13 protein-coding genes are annotated in these 15,041 nt (G+C 69.3%); 6 read left to right on the forward strand and 7 right to left on the reverse strand.

Features of this window, described 5'->3' with window-relative positions:
- Positions 1 to 3 precede the first annotated feature (3 nt).
- Positions 4 to 483, forward strand: a complete 480-nt coding sequence (locus MHO01S_RS01880) for a DUF3093 domain-containing protein (RefSeq protein ID WP_060959553.1) — start codon at positions 4 to 6, stop codon at positions 481 to 483.
- A 7-nt stretch (positions 484 to 490) separates the two neighbouring features.
- Here MHO01S_RS01880 and MHO01S_RS01885 read toward each other — a convergent pair whose 3' ends face one another.
- A complete protein-coding gene (locus tag MHO01S_RS01885; RefSeq protein WP_060959552.1) occupies positions 491 to 781 on the reverse strand; it encodes a DUF4193 domain-containing protein in 291 nt (96 codons plus the stop codon).
- Between the two features lie 245 nt (positions 782 to 1,026).
- Between MHO01S_RS01885 and sepH the strand changes: the two genes are divergently transcribed.
- Positions 1,027 to 2,073: a septation protein SepH gene (gene sepH / locus MHO01S_RS01890; RefSeq protein ID WP_060959551.1), complete on the forward strand. Its 1,047-nt coding sequence runs from the start codon at positions 1,027 to 1,029 to the stop codon at positions 2,071 to 2,073.
- Positions 2,074 to 2,094: 21 nt separating this feature from the next.
- Here the strand turns inward: sepH and MHO01S_RS01895 are convergent, their stop codons facing one another.
- Complete coding sequence (locus MHO01S_RS01895; protein WP_060959550.1) at positions 2,095 to 3,231, reverse strand: alkaline phosphatase family protein; 1,137 nt, start codon at positions 3,229 to 3,231, stop codon at positions 2,095 to 2,097.
- 73 nt (positions 3,232 to 3,304) lie between these two features.
- Here MHO01S_RS01895 and MHO01S_RS01900 point away from each other — a divergent pair, with 73 nt between their 5' ends.
- Complete coding sequence (locus MHO01S_RS01900; RefSeq protein WP_060959549.1) at positions 3,305 to 5,749, forward strand: DNA gyrase/topoisomerase IV subunit A; 2,445 nt, start codon at positions 3,305 to 3,307, stop codon at positions 5,747 to 5,749.
- A gap of 6 nt (positions 5,750 to 5,755) precedes the next feature.
- On the opposite strand, the gene MHO01S_RS01905 is transcribed toward MHO01S_RS01900, so the two are convergent.
- Positions 5,756 to 6,418, reverse strand: a complete 663-nt coding sequence (locus tag MHO01S_RS01905) for a response regulator (RefSeq protein WP_082734145.1) — start codon at positions 6,416 to 6,418, stop codon at positions 5,756 to 5,758.
- A 210-nt stretch (positions 6,419 to 6,628) separates the two neighbouring features.
- On the opposite strand from MHO01S_RS01905, the gene MHO01S_RS01910 reads away from it, so the two are divergent.
- Positions 6,629 to 7,798: a sensor histidine kinase gene (locus MHO01S_RS01910; RefSeq protein ID WP_223848929.1), complete on the forward strand. Its 1,170-nt coding sequence runs from the start codon at positions 6,629 to 6,631 to the stop codon at positions 7,796 to 7,798.
- 281 nt (positions 7,799 to 8,079) lie between these two features.
- Here MHO01S_RS01910 and MHO01S_RS01915 read toward each other — a convergent pair whose 3' ends face one another.
- A complete protein-coding gene (locus tag MHO01S_RS01915) occupies positions 8,080 to 10,152 on the reverse strand; it encodes a DNA gyrase/topoisomerase IV subunit B (protein ID WP_060959547.1) in 2,073 nt (690 codons plus the stop codon).
- Positions 10,153 to 10,344: 192 nt separating this feature from the next.
- Between MHO01S_RS01915 and MHO01S_RS01920 the strand changes: the two genes are divergently transcribed.
- Both MHO01S_RS01920 and MHO01S_RS01925 read left to right on the forward strand, forming a co-directional pair.
- Positions 10,345 to 10,563 (forward strand): DUF7455 domain-containing protein, encoded by a 219-nt coding sequence (locus MHO01S_RS01920; RefSeq protein WP_060959546.1) that lies wholly within the window; start codon positions 10,345 to 10,347, stop codon positions 10,561 to 10,563.
- A gap of 68 nt (positions 10,564 to 10,631) precedes the next feature.
- The gene (locus MHO01S_RS01925; protein ID WP_060959545.1) at positions 10,632 to 11,657 is read left to right on the forward strand and encodes a sugar-transfer associated ATP-grasp domain-containing protein; all 1,026 of its coding nucleotides are present in this window, start codon (positions 10,632 to 10,634) and stop codon (positions 11,655 to 11,657) included.
- An 84-nt stretch (positions 11,658 to 11,741) separates the two neighbouring features.
- On the opposite strand, the gene MHO01S_RS01930 is transcribed toward MHO01S_RS01925, so the two are convergent.
- From MHO01S_RS01930 to MHO01S_RS01940, 3 genes are all read right to left on the reverse strand, one after another.
- Positions 11,742 to 12,443 carry a coenzyme F420-0:L-glutamate ligase gene (locus MHO01S_RS01930; RefSeq protein ID WP_060959544.1) on the reverse strand — a complete coding sequence of 234 codons (702 nt, stop codon included), beginning with the start codon at positions 12,441 to 12,443 and terminating at the stop codon, positions 11,742 to 11,744.
- Positions 12,440 to 13,780: an RNA polymerase sigma factor gene (locus MHO01S_RS01935; RefSeq protein ID WP_060959543.1), complete on the reverse strand. Its 1,341-nt coding sequence runs from the start codon at positions 13,778 to 13,780 to the stop codon at positions 12,440 to 12,442. The genes MHO01S_RS01930 and MHO01S_RS01935 overlap by 4 nt, the downstream gene beginning before the upstream one ends.
- Before the next feature lie 206 nt (positions 13,781 to 13,986).
- The gene (locus MHO01S_RS01940) at positions 13,987 to 14,970 is read right to left on the reverse strand and encodes a proteasome assembly chaperone family protein (protein WP_060959542.1); all 984 of its coding nucleotides are present in this window, start codon (positions 14,968 to 14,970) and stop codon (positions 13,987 to 13,989) included.
- Positions 14,971 to 15,041 lie beyond the last annotated feature (71 nt).

Genomic DNA, 15,041 nt, shown 5'->3' on the forward strand with positions numbered 1-15,041 from the left:
GTAATGCACATCGCCGCCACAGCCCCCTTCTCGCCCACCGACCTCGTCTACCGCGAGCGGCTCAGCCCGTCGCTGTGGACATTGCTGAGCGCCGCCGTGCTCGCGCCCATGGTGGCGCTGGTCTTCGTGCCGCTCGATCCGACGATCGCTCTCGGGGCCGGCATCGCCGTGGCGGCGGCCCTGATCGCACTGATGGTGTTCGCCTCCCCCGTCGTCGAGGTGCGAGGCGGCGAGCTGCGGGTCGGTCGCGCGCACATCGGCGTCGACGACCTCGGCGAGGCGGAGGCCCTCTGGGGCGAGGAGGCCCGGGCGGCGCGGGGGCCGGAGCTCTCGCGTGACGCGTGGCATCTGCTCAGGGGCGGCATCGACCCGGTGGTGCGGATCGCCGTCACCGATCCGGGCGACCCGGTGACGCAGTGGGTGTTCGCGACACGCACGCCTGACCGGGTCATCGCCGCGATCAGGCGTGCGCAGACGCGCTGACGTCAGATCAGGCGCACTCGACGCAGACGGCGCCGCCGGCGGTCTCGTGGTCGATCTGCGTGCGGTGCTTCACGAGGAAGCACTCGATGCAGGTGAACTCGTCCTCCTGCGGCGGGAGCACGACCACGTCGAGCTCGAGGTCGGAGAGATCGGCTCCGGGCAGTTCGAAGCCCGAGGGGTTGTCGGCATCCTCGACGTCGACGGCCCCGGACATCTTGTCGGGAACGCGCTCCTTCAGAGCCTCGATCGACTCGCTGTCGTCGTCGGTCTTGCGGGGGGCGTCGTAATCGGTCGCCATGCTCTCAACTTCCAGGTTGTTGCCAAATGCCGACCAGCGGCGGGCGGACCGACGTGGGGCGGCGATAGTTTGCACGACGGGTCGGGATTTCGCAAATGATCGTCGTGCGCGTGCCCGCTTCCGGCGGGTGCGTCGCATGGAACTCGCGGCACGCCCGCGATATTCCCAGGGGCGGCGATCTGCTGTGACAGCATGGGCGCGGCAACGGAATCGTGCCCGAGCAGGGAACGGGAGGGGTGTTTCGCATGGAACAGCTCAAAGTCATCGGAACCGAAGAGGGCATCCTCGTCCTCGCCACGGAGGCGGGCGAGCGCTATGCCCTGCCGGTCGATGAGACGCTGCGCAGTCAGCTGCGCCGCTCCCAGCGTGAGAGCGAACCGCGTTCCGCGCGACCGAGCCCGCGCGACATCCAGGCCCACATCCGCTCCGGCCTGTCGGCGCAGGAGGTCGCCGAGCTCCTCGGTGCGCGGATCGAGGACGTGCAGCGCTTCGAGCGCCCGGTGCTGGCCGAGCGCGAGCACATCGTCGGTCAGGCCCTCGCCGTTCCCGTGCTGATCGCCGGCGAGCTCGACGCGAACGCGCAGCCGACGTTCGGCGTGGCGGTGCGCGCCAAGCTCGCGGAAGCGGGCGCCACCGGCGAACGCTGGACCAGCTGGAAGGACGAGGACGGCTGGGTCGTGAAGCTCGAGTTCACGGCCAACGAGGTCGACCACGACGCGCGGTGGAGCTTCGACCCGCGCCGGAGCAGCCTCGCGCCCCTCAACGCCGACGCGACGCAGCTCTCGCGTCAGGGCTCGCTGCCGGAGGGGCTGATCCCCCGACTGCGCGCGCTCGACGCCTCGCCCCTGAAGGATGCGTCCCGATTCGACTCGGGGGCGTTCGGTCCCCGCCGCCTCGACCTCGACCCCTCCGCAACGGCACCCGAGGCGGACATCGTCCGGCCCGACGTGCGCACGCCGGTCGCGCCCGCCGTTCAGGATGCCGCGATCAAGCGGGCCCCCGATCACGCCGTGACCTCGGCGGAGACGGCGGACCTCCTGGAGGCGTTGCGCCGGCGCAGGGGTCAGCGCGAGCCGATGCCGGCCGAGGAGTCGGCACCCGAACGCGCCCACTCCCCCGTCGCACTCTTCGACGCGCTCGAACCGGGCTACGACGACGCCGACGCCGAGACCGACGACAGCGCCGCCGGCATCGAGGACACCGTCATCAGCGAGGCGTCGCGGCGCAAGGGCCGCACCTCCATGCCGTCGTGGGACGAGATCGTCTTCGGCGCGCGGACCGAGGACGGCTGAGCCGCCTCGAGTCGCGCCGCGCTACCGGGTGGTGAAGGCGCCGAGCCGGATCAGCGGGACGATGCGCTCCTGATCGGTGAGCGAGCCGTGCTGCCCGACCATCCGCTGCGGCTTCTTGTCCGAGAGCCGGTCGTCGTAGTACGCCACGGCCCCGCGGGCCGCGACGAGCACATCGCCGATGCGCGGCAGCACCTCGGCATCCACCACGGGACCGTAGAGGCCGGCGGCGATCGCCTCCGCGCGGGTCAGCACCCACGAGCGTGAGCCCTCGGCCTCCCGCCAGCGCGCGGCGACGCCGTCGGCGGCGCCCTCCTCGCTGTACAGCTGCAGCAGACGCGGCTCGCCCGCGACCAGCTCGACGCCGTCGAGGAGCGCGTCGCCCTCGCGCAGCAGCACGTGGCGGTGAGCGGGGACGTCGACCATGCCGTGATCCGCCGTGACGAGCGCGCCGGTGCCCGGATGCAGCGCGTTCTCGAAGCGGCGCAGCTCGGCGTCGAGGTCTTCGAGGCCGCGCAACCAGTTCTCGGACTCCCATCCGTGTGCATGCCCGAGGGTGTCGAGCTCGGGGAGGTAGACGTAGATGAGAGCGCCGGCGTGGGTCGCGGCGAGGTCGGCGGCCGTGGCGAGGCGCTCGGCGGGAGTCGCCGCACCGACGAACGTCGCCCCGCGCTGGATCGCGCGGGTGAAGCCGCTGTCGCGGTACACGCTCTTGCTCACGACGAAGCACGCCCGCCCGGCGTCCGACTCGCGCTGCAGCAGCGGCTCCGCCCGCTGCCACGTCAGGGGGTCGAGCCGGTCGGTCTCCCATCCCTTGAGCTGGTTGGGAGCGGAGGAGGTGCCCGGCACGCGGCCCCGGTAGCCGACGATGCCGTGGACGCCGGCATCCACTCCGGTCAGCAGGCTCGTGAGCGCCGTCGCCGTGGTCGACGGGAAGGTGCTGCGCGCGGTGTCCTTCTTCGTCAGGCGTTCCATGAGGAAGCGGGCGTGGCCGGCGCGGGCCGCGAGGTTGCCCCGACCGAGCCCGTCGACGAGCACGAGGACGGCCGAACGGGCGGGCGGGAACCAGTCCGCGGGGCCGTTCAGAGAGCGCAGCAATCGCGGCACGATACCGGTGAGGCTCCGGGCCGATGGCGGGTCCGCGGGTAGGCTGAGAGACATCGGGGCCAGTCTCGCACACGGCGCACGGGCCCCTCTTCCCGGCCCACCCGAGCACCGAGGGAACCGCACATCCATGGCAGCTTCGCGCACCGCGTCCATCCCCGAGGATCACGGCCGCATCGAGGACGTCGACGTCTCTGCGGAGATGCAGGACTCCTTCCTCGAGTATGCGTACTCGGTGATCTACTCCCGCGCCCTTCCCGACGCCCGGGACGGGCTCAAGCCCGTGCAGCGGCGCATCCTGTTCCAGATGGCCGACATGGGCCTGCGGCCCGACCGCGGACACGTCAAGAGCGCGCGCGTGGTCGGCGAGGTCATGGGCAAGCTCCACCCGCACGGCGACTCGGCGATCTACGACGCGCTCGTGCGCCTCGCTCAGCCGTTCGCGCTGCGCGTTCCCCTCGTCGACGGGCACGGCAACTTCGGGTCGCTCGACGACGGTCCCGCCGCGGCCCGCTACACCGAGGCGCGACTGGCCCCGGCCGCTCTCGCGCTGACGGAGAACCTCGACGAGGACGTCGTCGACTTCGTCCCCAACTACGACGGTCAGTTCCAGCAGCCGGCGGTGCTGCCCGCGGCGTTCCCGAACCTCTTGGTCAACGGCGCCTCGGGCATCGCGGTGGGCATGGCCACCAACATGGCGCCGCACAACCTCATCGAGGTCGTCGCGGCGGCGATCCACCTGCTGGACAACCCCGACGCGACGACCGCGGAGCTCATGGAGTTCGTTCCCGGGCCGGATCTGCCCGGCGGCGGCATCATCGTCGGCCTCGACGGCATCACCGAGGCGTACGAGACCGGGCGCGGCACCTTCCGTACCCGGGCCAAGACCTCCATCGAGTCGCTCGGGCCGCGTCGCACCGGCATCGTCGTCACCGAGCTGCCCTACATGGTGGGCGCCGAGCGCGTGATCGAGAAGATCAAGGATGCCGTCAACGCGAAGAAGCTGACCGGCATCGCCGACGTCAACGATCTGACCGACCGCAACCACGGGCTGCGGCTCGTGATCGGCATCAAGACCGGCTTCGACCCCGCGGCCGTCCTGGAGCAGCTGTATCGCCTCACCCCGCTCGAGGACTCGTTCGGCATCAACAACGTGGCGCTCGTCGACGGCCAGCCGCAGACGCTCGGGCTCAAGCCGCTCCTGCGCGTCTACCTCGACCACCGCATCCAGGTGGTCACCCGGCGCAGCCGCTACCGCCTTGCCCGCAAGCAGGAGCGGCTCCACCTCGTGGAGGGTCTTCTCATCGCGATCCTCGACATCGACGAGGTGATCCAGGTCATCCGCGCCTCCGATGACAGCGAGCAGGCGCGCTCCAAGCTGATGAGCGTCTTCGACCTGTCGCAGGTGCAGGCGGAGTACATCCTCGAACTGCGCCTGCGCCGTCTCACCCGGTTCTCCCGCATCGAGCTGGAGACCGAGCAGGATGCGCTGAAGAAGGAGATCGCCGAGCTGGAAGCCCTGTTAGCCAGCGACGTGCTGCTGCGTCGGCAGGTCGCGCACGAGCTGGATGCCGCGGCGGAGACGTTCGGCACACCGCGGCGCACGATGCTGCTCAACGGCGGGCCCGTCGCCGCGCGCTCGCGCAGCGCGGCGCCGGCCGACCTGCAGATCGCCGACGCGCCCTGTCGGGTCTTCCTGTCGGCCACCGGTCGCATGGTGCGCGCGGAGCTCGGCGAGTCGGGCGAGGTGGTCGCCCCCACGCGGCGTGCGAAGCACGACGGCATCCGCGCCGCCGTCGATGCCACGACGCGCGGCGATGTGGGCGCCGTGACCAGCCTCGGACGCCTCGTGCGCTTCTCCCCCGTCGACCTGCCCTCCGTGCCGGCCAATGCCGTCCAGCTGGCTGCGGGGACGCGCGCGGATCAGTACCTGGGCCTGGCGGCGGGCGAGCACGTCGTCGGCATCGTCCCGCTCGGAGAGGTCGTCGTCGCTCTCGGCACGGCGCAGGGCGTCGTCAAACGCGTCTCCACCGCGGAGCTGGCGCCGGGCAAGCACGACGTCGAGATCATCTCGTTGAAGGACGGCGACCGCGTCGTCGGCGCGGCGATCGCGCCCGACGGCGCAGAGCTCGTGTTCGTGGCATCCGATGCGCAGCTGCTGCGTTTCGATGCGTCGAGCGTGCGTCCCCAGGGGCGCTCGGCGGGCGGCATGGCGGGCATCCGGCTCTCGGACGGCGCGAGCGTGATCGCGTTCACGGCCGTCACGGATGCCGACGCCGCGGTGGTCGTCACGATCGCGGGCTCGCTGCTCGCGATCGCCGGCACCGATGCGGGAAGCGCGAAGGTCTCGTCCTTCTCGGAGTTCCCGCCGAAGGGCCGCGCCACGGGCGGCGTGCGCGCGCAGCGCCTGCTCAAGGGCGAGGACGCGCTCACCCTGGCGTGGGTCGGCGTCGAGCCGCGTGCGCTCGCGGCCGACGGTGCGGTGCGAACGCTCCCCGACGTCGGCGCCAAGCGCGACGCGTCCGGACAGGCCCTGGATGCCGTCGTCGCCGCGGTCGGCACCGCGATCGTCTGAGGGGCGTCAGCCGAGCGAGACGAGTCCGTACTGCGTGGCGCGGATCAGCACCTGGATACGGTCGCGGACACCCCACTTGGCGGTGATGCGGCCCAGGTGCGACTTCACGGTCGCCTCCGAGACGAACATCGCGGCGGCGATCTCCGCGTTGGACATGCCCTGGGCGAGGAGGGTGACCACCTCGAGCTCGCGCTCGGTCAGCTCCTCGTCCCGTCCGACCTGGCGCGGCGCCGGGGGCTCGTTCTGCTGGACCGAGCTCACGAGTTCCTTCGCCACCCGGGGTGAGAGCACGTATCCGCCCTCGTGAGCGAGACGAGCGGCGTCGAGGATGCGGTCGGGCGACGTGTCCTTCACGAGGAAGCCGGAGGCGCCCGCGCTGAGCATCGGCACGATCACGCGTTCGGACGAGAACGTGGTCAGGGCGACGATCTTGATGCCCGGGAACTCCCGCGTCAGCCGCTGCGTCGCCTCGATGCCGTCCATCTTCGGCATCTGCACGTCCATCAGCACGACATCGGGGTGGGTGCTGCGTACCAGCGCGATCGCGTCGATGCCGTTGTCGGCCTCACCGACCAGGTCGAAGCCGTCAGCCGAATCGAGGAAGACGCGCAGTGCTGCGCGCACCAGCGACTCGTCGTCGACGATGATCACCCGAATCGGTTCCGTCACATCCCCATCTTACGAACAGCGCTGTGGAGCCGATTCCACGCGATATCGACGAAAGTCGCAACTGATGTAGCTATACGTCGGTCGTGCGAGAGGACCTCTGTTTGAAGAATCGATTCGAGAGATTGCAGGAGGTGAAACACATGTGGTACTGGCTTGGACAGCTCATCGGTATCTTCAAGTGAGGGTGCACATTCGCGAGATAATCGCGAGGTGACCTCCGTTCGAGAGAACCTTCTTCGCTTCGTGCGAGCGCCCTTCTGGGCGTACCAGCCGCTGCGGCCCGCCGCTCGGCGCATCGTCATTATTCTCGCGGCAGTGGCCCTGATCCTCGACTCGCTCTTCCGGGCGACGTCCGGAGGTCCGGGCAACATCATCTCTGCCGCCATCACGACAAGCATCACCCTTTCGGTTGCCCTCTTCGCATGGCGTCCGCCGGTCGCGGCCATCGTCCTGGTGGTTGCGGCGCTGCTGGCCGGTGTCACGGGAATTGCCGACAGCCTCCTCGCGGGGGCGGCGATCCTCGGCCTGGTGGCGTTCAGCTGCAGTGGTCTGCTCACGGCCGTGTACTTCGTGGCATGGCTCGTCTGGCTTGTCGCGGTCGTCTGGAGGCCTGATTCCGTCTTCCAGCCACTGGGCGGGCTCATCGTCGCCATCCTCAGTGTCGTGAGTCTGATGATCGGTCTGGCGATCCGGCAACAGTACGAGAGGGCGCAGTCTTTGGCATTACAACTCGAAGTCAGCGAGCGCGAAGTCGCCGAGCAGCTCAAGCACGAGCGCGATCTCATCGCGGACGAGCTGCACGACATCGTCGCGCACGAGATCACCATCGTCGCCCTGCACGCCGCGGTCCTGGACCGCACCGAAGACGTGCAGACGCGGTCGCAGTCGCAGACGGCGATCCGCGAGGCGGCCGTTCAGGCCCTCACCGACATCCGCCGCGTTCTCGGCATGGTGCGCGGTGAAGAGAACCTCTCGCCCGACCGCGTCTCCTCTCCGGACGGCATCAACGGCACCATCGCCGCTGTGACGAAGGAACTCGGTCAAGCCGGCATCCAGGTGCACGCGGACATCCCCGCCGACCTCCGCCTGCCGAGCGCATCGCTGGTCGCTCTCACCCGCGTCATCCGCGAGAGTGCGACGAACGTGTTGAAGCACGCGACGGGTGCCCACAACGTCAAGATCGTCCTGCGGGTCGAACGCGGCTGGGTGCATCTCACCTTCGCCGACGACTCCCCGCCGGCGCGCACCGCGGGTCTTCCCGCGTCGGGCTACGGCATCATGCGGCTCCGCGAGCGCTTCCGCCTGTTCGGCGGAACCTTCGAGTCCGAACGCAAGTCCAACGGCTGGGTCGTGAGCGCTTCGCTCCCCCTGACCGGCTGATCCCGGCGGGATGTCCTCGCGCCACAGGTCTATACGAAAGTCGCAGGCGAATCCGCCTATCGTCGAGGTCGTGGCCATCTTCGCGCGCCTACTGTTTATCTAGCCGAAGAGCTGATCCCCAGTCGGTTCTTCACAGGGCACGGCGCGTGACGTCCGTGATTTCGGGGACGAGGAGACCGATCTGGTTTCGTCGTCATCCGGATGTCCCCCGTAGCCGCGGCGATGGCCCGAGACCGAATCCCCCCAGATCGGTTTCGGGCCCCGCGCGTTTTCAGGGGCCCTCAGGCGTCGATCGCCTCGCGGTCCAGCTTGTCGCTCGAGGTGACGATGAAGTCGCGCCGGGGTGCCACGTCGCTGCCCATGAGGAGCTCGAAGACGCCCGAGACGGCCTCGGCATCCTGGACCCGGACGCGCCGCAGCAGCCGCCCGGCACGATCCATGGTGGTCTCCGCCAGCTGGTCCGCATCCATCTCGCCGAGACCCTTGTAGCGCTGGACGGGCTCCTGCCACCGGCGCCCCGACTTCTGCACCTTCGCGAGCAAGGCGTGCAGCTCCTGCTCGGAGTAGGTGTAGATCGTCTCGTTCGGCTTCGATCCCGGATTCACGACGATGACCCGGTGCAGCGGCGGCACGGCCGCGTACACCCGTCCCGCCTCGATGAGCGGGCGCATGTAGCGGAAGAACAGCGTCAGCAGGAGCGTGCGGATGTGCGCACCGTCGACGTCGGCGTCGCTCATGAGGATGATCTTGCCGTAGCGCGCCGCCTCGAGGTCGAAGCTGCGGCCGGAGCCGGCACCGATGGTCTGGATGATCGCGGCGCATTCGGCGTTCGAGAGCATGTCGCTGATGGACGCCTTCTGCACGTTGAGGATCTTGCCGCGGATCGGCAGGAGGGCCTGGTACTCGCTGTTGCGCGCGAGCTTGGCCGTGCCGAGGGCGGAGTCCCCCTCGACGATGAACAGCTCGGACTGCTCGACGTCGGAGGTGCGGCAATCCGCGAGCTTGGCGGGCAGCGACGACGACTCCAGCGCGTTCTTGCGGCGCTGGGTCTCCTTGTGGGTGCGCGCGGAGATGCGCGCCTTCATCTCCGAGACGACCTTGTCCAGCAGCAGGGCGGTCTGCGACTTGTCGTCGCGCTTGGTCGAGGAGAACCGCTCCCCGAGCTCCTTGGCGACGACGTTCGCCACGATCGTGCGCACCGCCGGGGTTCCCAGGATCTCCTTGGTCTGTCCTTCGAACTGCGGCTCGGGCAGACGCACGGTCAGGACCGTCGTCAGCCCGGCGAGGATGTCGTCCTTCTCGAGCTTCTCGCCCGCGCCCACCTTCAGACGCCGCGCGTTCTGCTCCACCTGCGTGCGGACGACCTTCATCAGGCCCTGCTCGAAGCCGGCCTGGTGGGTTCCGCCCTTCGGCGTCGCGATGATGTTGACGAAGGACCGCGTGACCGTGTCGTAGCCGGTGCCCCACCGCAACGCGATGTCGACCTCGCACTCGCGCTCGACCTCGGTCGGCACCATGGCGCCGCCGGCCTGGAGCACGGGGACGGTCTCCGTGAACGTGCCCGTGCCCGTCAGCCGCCACGTGTCGGTGATGGCCGCGTCGGGCGCGAGGAACTCGGCGAACTCCGAGATGCCGCCGTCGTAGCGGTGCGTCGTCTCGACGACCTCGGCTCCGCGCTGGTCGACGATCGCGATCTCGAGGCCGGGGATGAGGAAGGCCGTCTGTCGCGCGCGCTGCTCGAGCTCGTCGGCATGGAACGTCGCATCCTTCGTGAAGATCTGCCGATCGGCCCAGTAGCGGATACGCGTGCCCGTGACGCCCTTGGCCGCCTTGCCGATGACCCGCAGCTCGGACGCGCGCTCGAACGGCGTGAACGCGGAATCGGGGCTCGGGCCGTCGAAGCGACCGGGCTCTCCCCGGCGGAACGACATGGCGTACGTCTTGCCGCCGCGATCGACCTCGACGTCGAGACGCTCGGAGAGGGCGTTGACGACGGAGGCGCCCACGCCGTGCAGACCACCGGATGCCGCATACGAGCCTCCGCCGAACTTGCCGCCGGCGTGCAGCTTGGTGAAGACGACCTCGACGCCCGTGAGGCCGGTGCGGGGCTCGACGTCGACGGGGATGCCGCGGGCCCGGTCGCGCACCTCCACGCTGCCGTCGTCGTGGAGGACGACGTCGATACGCGATCCGTAGCCGGCGAGGGCCTCGTCGACGGAGTTGTCGATGATCTCCCAGACGCAGTGCATGAGTCCCCGGGAGTCGGTGGACCCGATGTACATGCCGGGGCGCTTGCGGACGGCCTCCAGGCCCTCGAGCACCTGCAGGTGGTGGGCGGAATACTCGGCTGTCACAATCCTCAAGCGTATCCAGCCCCGCCGACACTGCGGCCGCGACACACACTCCGTTCCCGAACCGCCGTATTCCCGCACCGCGGCGGGGTACGCGCACAGCGAAATGTGACCGGATCGCGGCATTCCTGCGGCCAGGGCGTGGTTGTATGTCATGACACCGCACCGCAACTCATGTACCGAGGAGGACCCGAAATGAGCATGTCGACCACCGCAGAGCCCGACGTCCTCGAGTACCGACTGAGCGCAACGGACCGTTGCGACTCGTGTGGTGCGCAGGCCTACATCGCCGCCGAGGTGAACGGCAGCGAGCTGCTGTTCTGCGCGCACCACGGACGCAAGTACGAGGAGAAGCTGCGGGCCGTCGCCACGTCGTGGCACGACGAGACCGCGCGCCTCGCCGAGGCGCGCTGAGCCTCACGCAGGCCCCCACGTAGACTGAGGGGAACCCCGTTCCCGCTCGTCCCTGGGAGGACTCTGCCATGGCATCTCGAGGCCTTCCGCTGTTCCACCGCTTCGCGGTCCTCGTCGAACGCGCCCGCGGGCTCGACGTCGCCTCGCTGACGGAGCGGGCGCGGTTCACCGCGAACGTCCACGGCAAGAGCTATCCGCTCGTGCTGGTGGACATGCTCTGGTCGGCGGCGCGCCACCGCGTCGGGTTCAACGACTACATGGAGTTCGACTTCGCGATCCTCACGCGGGCAGAGCGCGCCACCTGGGTCACGAGTCCCCTCGCCCTCGAGCTGTCCAACCGCTACGACGATCCCGCCCAGGTCCACCGGTTCCACCACAAGGTCGACTTCAACCGCGACTTCGATCGTTTCCTCGGGCGTGAGTGGCTCGAGCTCGTACCGGGCAACGTCGAGGAACTGCGAGCCTTCGCGCAGCGGCATCCGGTCTTCATCGCCAAGGTTCCCGTCAGCAAGTCCGGGCTCGGCGTGCGCCGCTACGACGCCGCCGACGTGACCGACTGGGAGGCGTTCCACGCGGAGCTGAGGAACAAGGGCGAGGTGCTCATCGAGGAGCGCATCGTCCAGCATCCGGATCTCGAGGCGATCGCCCCCGGAACCGCCAACACGACGCGGGTGACCACGTTCGTCAAGGACGACGGCACGGTCGAGATCATCAACATGGCCCAGAAGTTCGGGCGGGGCCAGGTGAGCGACCAGGCGTCGTTCGGCGGCTTCTACACGGCGCTGCACGAGGACGGGCGCGCGATGGGCATGGGCTACTCCACGTCGGGCGAGCTGTTCGAGACCCACCCCGACACGGGGTTTCGCATCGCGGACTATCGACTGCCGATGATCGACGAGGTGCGCGCCCTCATCTCGGACGTCGCCCTGGTCATCCCCGAGGTGCGCTACGTCGGCTGGGACATCGTCGTGACGCCGACCGGTCCCGTGCTGGTCGAGGGCAACTGGGGCGCGGGCGTCTTCGAGAACAAGCCGTCGGCCACCGGCATCCGGCACGGACACCTGCCGCGCTATCGCGCCGCGATGGGGTTCTGAGCGCACGCGGCAAGACACTCCCTCGACGCGAGAGAACGCCGGCGCTCCCGAATCGGAGGCGCCGGCGTTCTCGCGTCGTGGGGCTCAGACGGTGCGGATGATTCCCAGCGGAGTCGACTCGTGGCCCTGCCCGAGCGGGTTGTCGGCGAGGATGCGCACGAGCCGGCGCTCCCCCGCCTTGTCGAGCGTCGAGCCGAGGATGTTGCCGCCGATGTCGTTGATGTCGACGACGGCGACCTCCACCTGCCCGCCGAGGAGCGTCCGCAGTCGCGTCGCGACCTCGGTCGGCTTGGTCGGTCCGAGCACGACCGCGCGGTTGTAGGGCGGGATGGTGCCGTTCGTGGGCCCGTCGATCGCGCGCGCCTTGTCACCGGCGATGCGGTAGAAGTCGCCCCGTCGCCCGAACAGCTTCGTGACGGCGCTCACCGCGGCCGCGAACAGGATGCGCACGGTGCCGCACTCGCGCAGCGCCATCTCCATGGTCTCGGGCATGCCGAGGCCGATGCCGTACGAGGTCTTGGTGACGTACTTCGAGAGGAAGCGCGCGAGGGCACGCGGCTGGATCTCGTCGAGGGTGTAGGAGCGGCCCTGCGTGATCGCGACGATCTTCTCGGTCACGAAGAGGAGGTCCCCCGCCGTCACCTCGGCCGCGGCGTACTCCGTCACGAACGCGTCCAGGTCGTCGCCGGGCATGACGACGCGCGTGCGGATCGGGATCCGCGCGAACGTCGTCCCCTCGACGGTGACGGTGAGCACCTTGCCGTCGTTGGGAACGTCGGCGCTCATTCGAGATAGTCCCGCAGCGATTGCGACCGCGACGGGTGGCGGAGCTTGGCCATCGTCTTCGACTCGATCTGGCGGATGCGCTCGCGGGTGACCCCGAACGTGTCGCCGATCTGGTCGAGCGTCTTCGGCTGCCCGTCGCCGAGACCGAAACGCATGCGGATCACGCCCGCCTCGCGCTCGCTCAGCGAGTCGAGCAGCGACTCGAGCTGACGCTGCAGCATCGTGAACCCGACGGCATCCGCGGGCACGACGGCCTCGGTGTCCTCGATCAGGTCACCGAACTCGCTGTCGCCGTCCTCGCCGAGCGGTGTGTGCAACGAGATCGGCTCGCGGCCGTACTTCTGCACCTCGATGACCTTCTCGGGGGTCATGTCGAGCTCGCGCGACAGCTCCTCGGGCGTGGGCTCACGTCCCAGATCCTGGAGCATCTGGCGCTGCACGCGGGCGAGCTTGTTGATGACCTCGACCATGTGCACGGGGATGCGGATGGTGCGCGCCTGGTCCGCCATGGCGCGGGTGATGGCCTGGCGGATCCACCACGTCGCGTACGTAGAGAACTTGAAGCCCTTGGTGTAGTCGAACTTCTCGACCGCGCGGATGAGACCGAGGTTGCCCTCCTGGATCAGATCCAGGAACTGCATGCCGCGGCCCGTGTAGCGCTTGGCCAGCGAGACGACGAGGCGCAGGTTGGCGCCGAGCAGGTGGCTCTTGGCGCGCTGTCCGTCGCGGGCGACCCACTGGAGATCGAGGCCGAGCTGGCTCGACTTCTCGGCGGCCGACATGTGCGACAGCTTCTCCTCGGCGAACAGACCCGCCTCGATACGCATCGCGAGCTCGACCTCTTCGGCCGCGTTCAGCAGCGGCACCTTGCCGATCTGCTTCAGGTAGTCCTTGACCGGGTCGGCGGTCGCGCCGGTGATCTGCGTCGAGTAGACAGGGACATCGTCCTCGTCGCTCGACGAGATCACGATCGCGCCGGTCGGCAGCGGCTCGGAGAAGGCCGGCTTGGTCGCGCCGTCCTCTTCCTCGTCGTCGTCCTCGCCGTCGCCCTTCTTGGCGGCCGCGGCCGCGGGAGCGTCTTCCGCGTCGTCGTCCGTCGCCTCGTCGGCGGTGTCGTCGATGTCGGCCTCATCGAGCTCGACGTCGTCGTCCAGCTCCTCGTCGTCGTCCGACGTGGCCTTCTTCGCAGCCGTCTTGGGGGCGGCCTTCGCCTTCGCCGGCGCCTTGGCAGGAGCCTTCTTGGCCGCCGGCTTCCTCGTGGCCTGTTCCGTGGTGGACTCCGTGGCTTCCTCCTCCTCGACCTTGCGGGAGCGGGTGGTCTTCGTGCCTGAGGTCACGTCTTGCCTTTCACCGACGGGAGCGCCGGGTTTTCGGACAGGAGTAAGACCCTTGTCAAGTCCGCAGCCGCTTCCAGGGGAAACGGCCTTCGGTCGACAACGGGTCAGGGATCCATTGTCGCATACATCATCGGATCCACCGTGCGCAACAGTCGATCAGGATCCCCACAGCATCCACAACGTCGTGGGACGGGCGGGCATTCCCCTCAGCGCCGGCCGCGCCGGTCGTCGCCGCGCCATTCGTCGCCCTTGCGGTCCTCGCCGCGGCGGTCGTCGTCGCGGCGGTGGTCATCGGTGCGACGATCGGCGAGGAAGCGCTCGAGCTCGGCGGCGAGCTCATCGGCGCTGGGCAGATCTCCGGTGTGGATGATCGGTTGGCCCAGGTTGGAGCCGGCCATGTAGGAGTCGTACCGCTCCTCGAGAGTGCGCAGCATCGCGGTCAGCTCGGGATTGCCCTCGACCTGGTCGTCGACCTTCGAGACGTACTCCCGGTTCTCCTCGCGCACGCCGTCCGCGTCGAAGACGAGGCCCGTCGCGACCGACAGGCTGTCGAGACCGGCCAACGCCGCTGCGGGATAGTCGGTGTCGGCGAGGTAGTGCGGCACGAGGAGAACGAACCCCGAGACGGAGGCGCCGCTCTGCGCGAAGCGGTGCTCAAGCAGATGTCCCACGGTCGCCGGCACCTGCGTGTGCGGCTGCCACACGGAGTGCGCCTGCGTCAGATCGCTGCGGGTGCCGCTGACGGTCGTTCCGATGGGGCGCGTGTGGGGCACCGGCATCGGGATGGCGTGGACCCAGGTCACCGAGGACACCTGAAGGCCCTCGGCGAGCCCGATGACCGTCTCCGCGAACGACTCCCAGGCGAAATCGGGCTCGTACCCGGCGAGGAGCACGAACGGCTGGCCGATCGCGTCGTGCGCGAGCGACAGCTCCAGCCGCGGAGGGCGGTAGTCCGAGAGATGGTCGGCGTCGAAGGTGATCGTGGGGCGCCGCGCACGGTAGTCGAGGAGCACGTCGGCCGAGAAGGTCACCAGCGGCGCCGGATCCAGGTCCTCGCGGAAGATGTCGACCATCTGCGAGACCGCACCGCCGGCATCCGTGAATCCGGTCAGCACGATCACCATCGGGATGCCCGCGGGCACGGGTGGGGCCGACGCGACGCGCTCGTAGAGGGGACCGCTCAAGGGCATGGTTCCACTGTACGAGCCCCCGCCGCGTGCGGCGCCGCGTGCCGCTGACAGCGAACACGACCCGCGGGCGG

Source organism: Microbacterium hominis NBRC 15708 (genome assembly GCF_001592125.1).
Lineage (GTDB): Bacteria > Actinomycetota > Actinomycetes > Actinomycetales > Microbacteriaceae > Microbacterium > Microbacterium hominis.

Excerpts from the sequence above, each read along its gene's own strand:
- MHO01S_RS01880 (WP_060959553.1), top strand. The coding sequence starts at position 4 with ATGCACATCGCCGCCACAGCCCCCTTCTCGCCCACCGACCTCGTCTAC.
- MHO01S_RS01885 (WP_060959552.1), bottom strand. The coding sequence starts at position 781 with ATGGCGACCGATTACGACGCCCCCCGCAAGACCGACGACGACAGCGAG.
- sepH (WP_060959551.1), top strand. The coding sequence starts at position 1,027 with ATGGAACAGCTCAAAGTCATCGGAACCGAAGAGGGCATCCTCGTCCTC.
- MHO01S_RS01895 (WP_060959550.1), bottom strand. The coding sequence starts at position 3,231 with ATGTCTCTCAGCCTACCCGCGGACCCGCCATCGGCCCGGAGCCTCACC.
- MHO01S_RS01900 (WP_060959549.1), top strand. The coding sequence starts at position 3,305 with ATGGCAGCTTCGCGCACCGCGTCCATCCCCGAGGATCACGGCCGCATC.
- MHO01S_RS01920 (WP_060959546.1), top strand. The coding sequence starts at position 10,345 with ATGAGCATGTCGACCACCGCAGAGCCCGACGTCCTCGAGTACCGACTG.
- MHO01S_RS01925 (WP_060959545.1), top strand. The coding sequence starts at position 10,632 with ATGGCATCTCGAGGCCTTCCGCTGTTCCACCGCTTCGCGGTCCTCGTC.
- MHO01S_RS01930 (WP_060959544.1), bottom strand. The coding sequence starts at position 12,443 with ATGAGCGCCGACGTTCCCAACGACGGCAAGGTGCTCACCGTCACCGTC.
- MHO01S_RS01940 (WP_060959542.1), bottom strand. The coding sequence starts at position 14,970 with ATGCCCTTGAGCGGTCCCCTCTACGAGCGCGTCGCGTCGGCCCCACCC.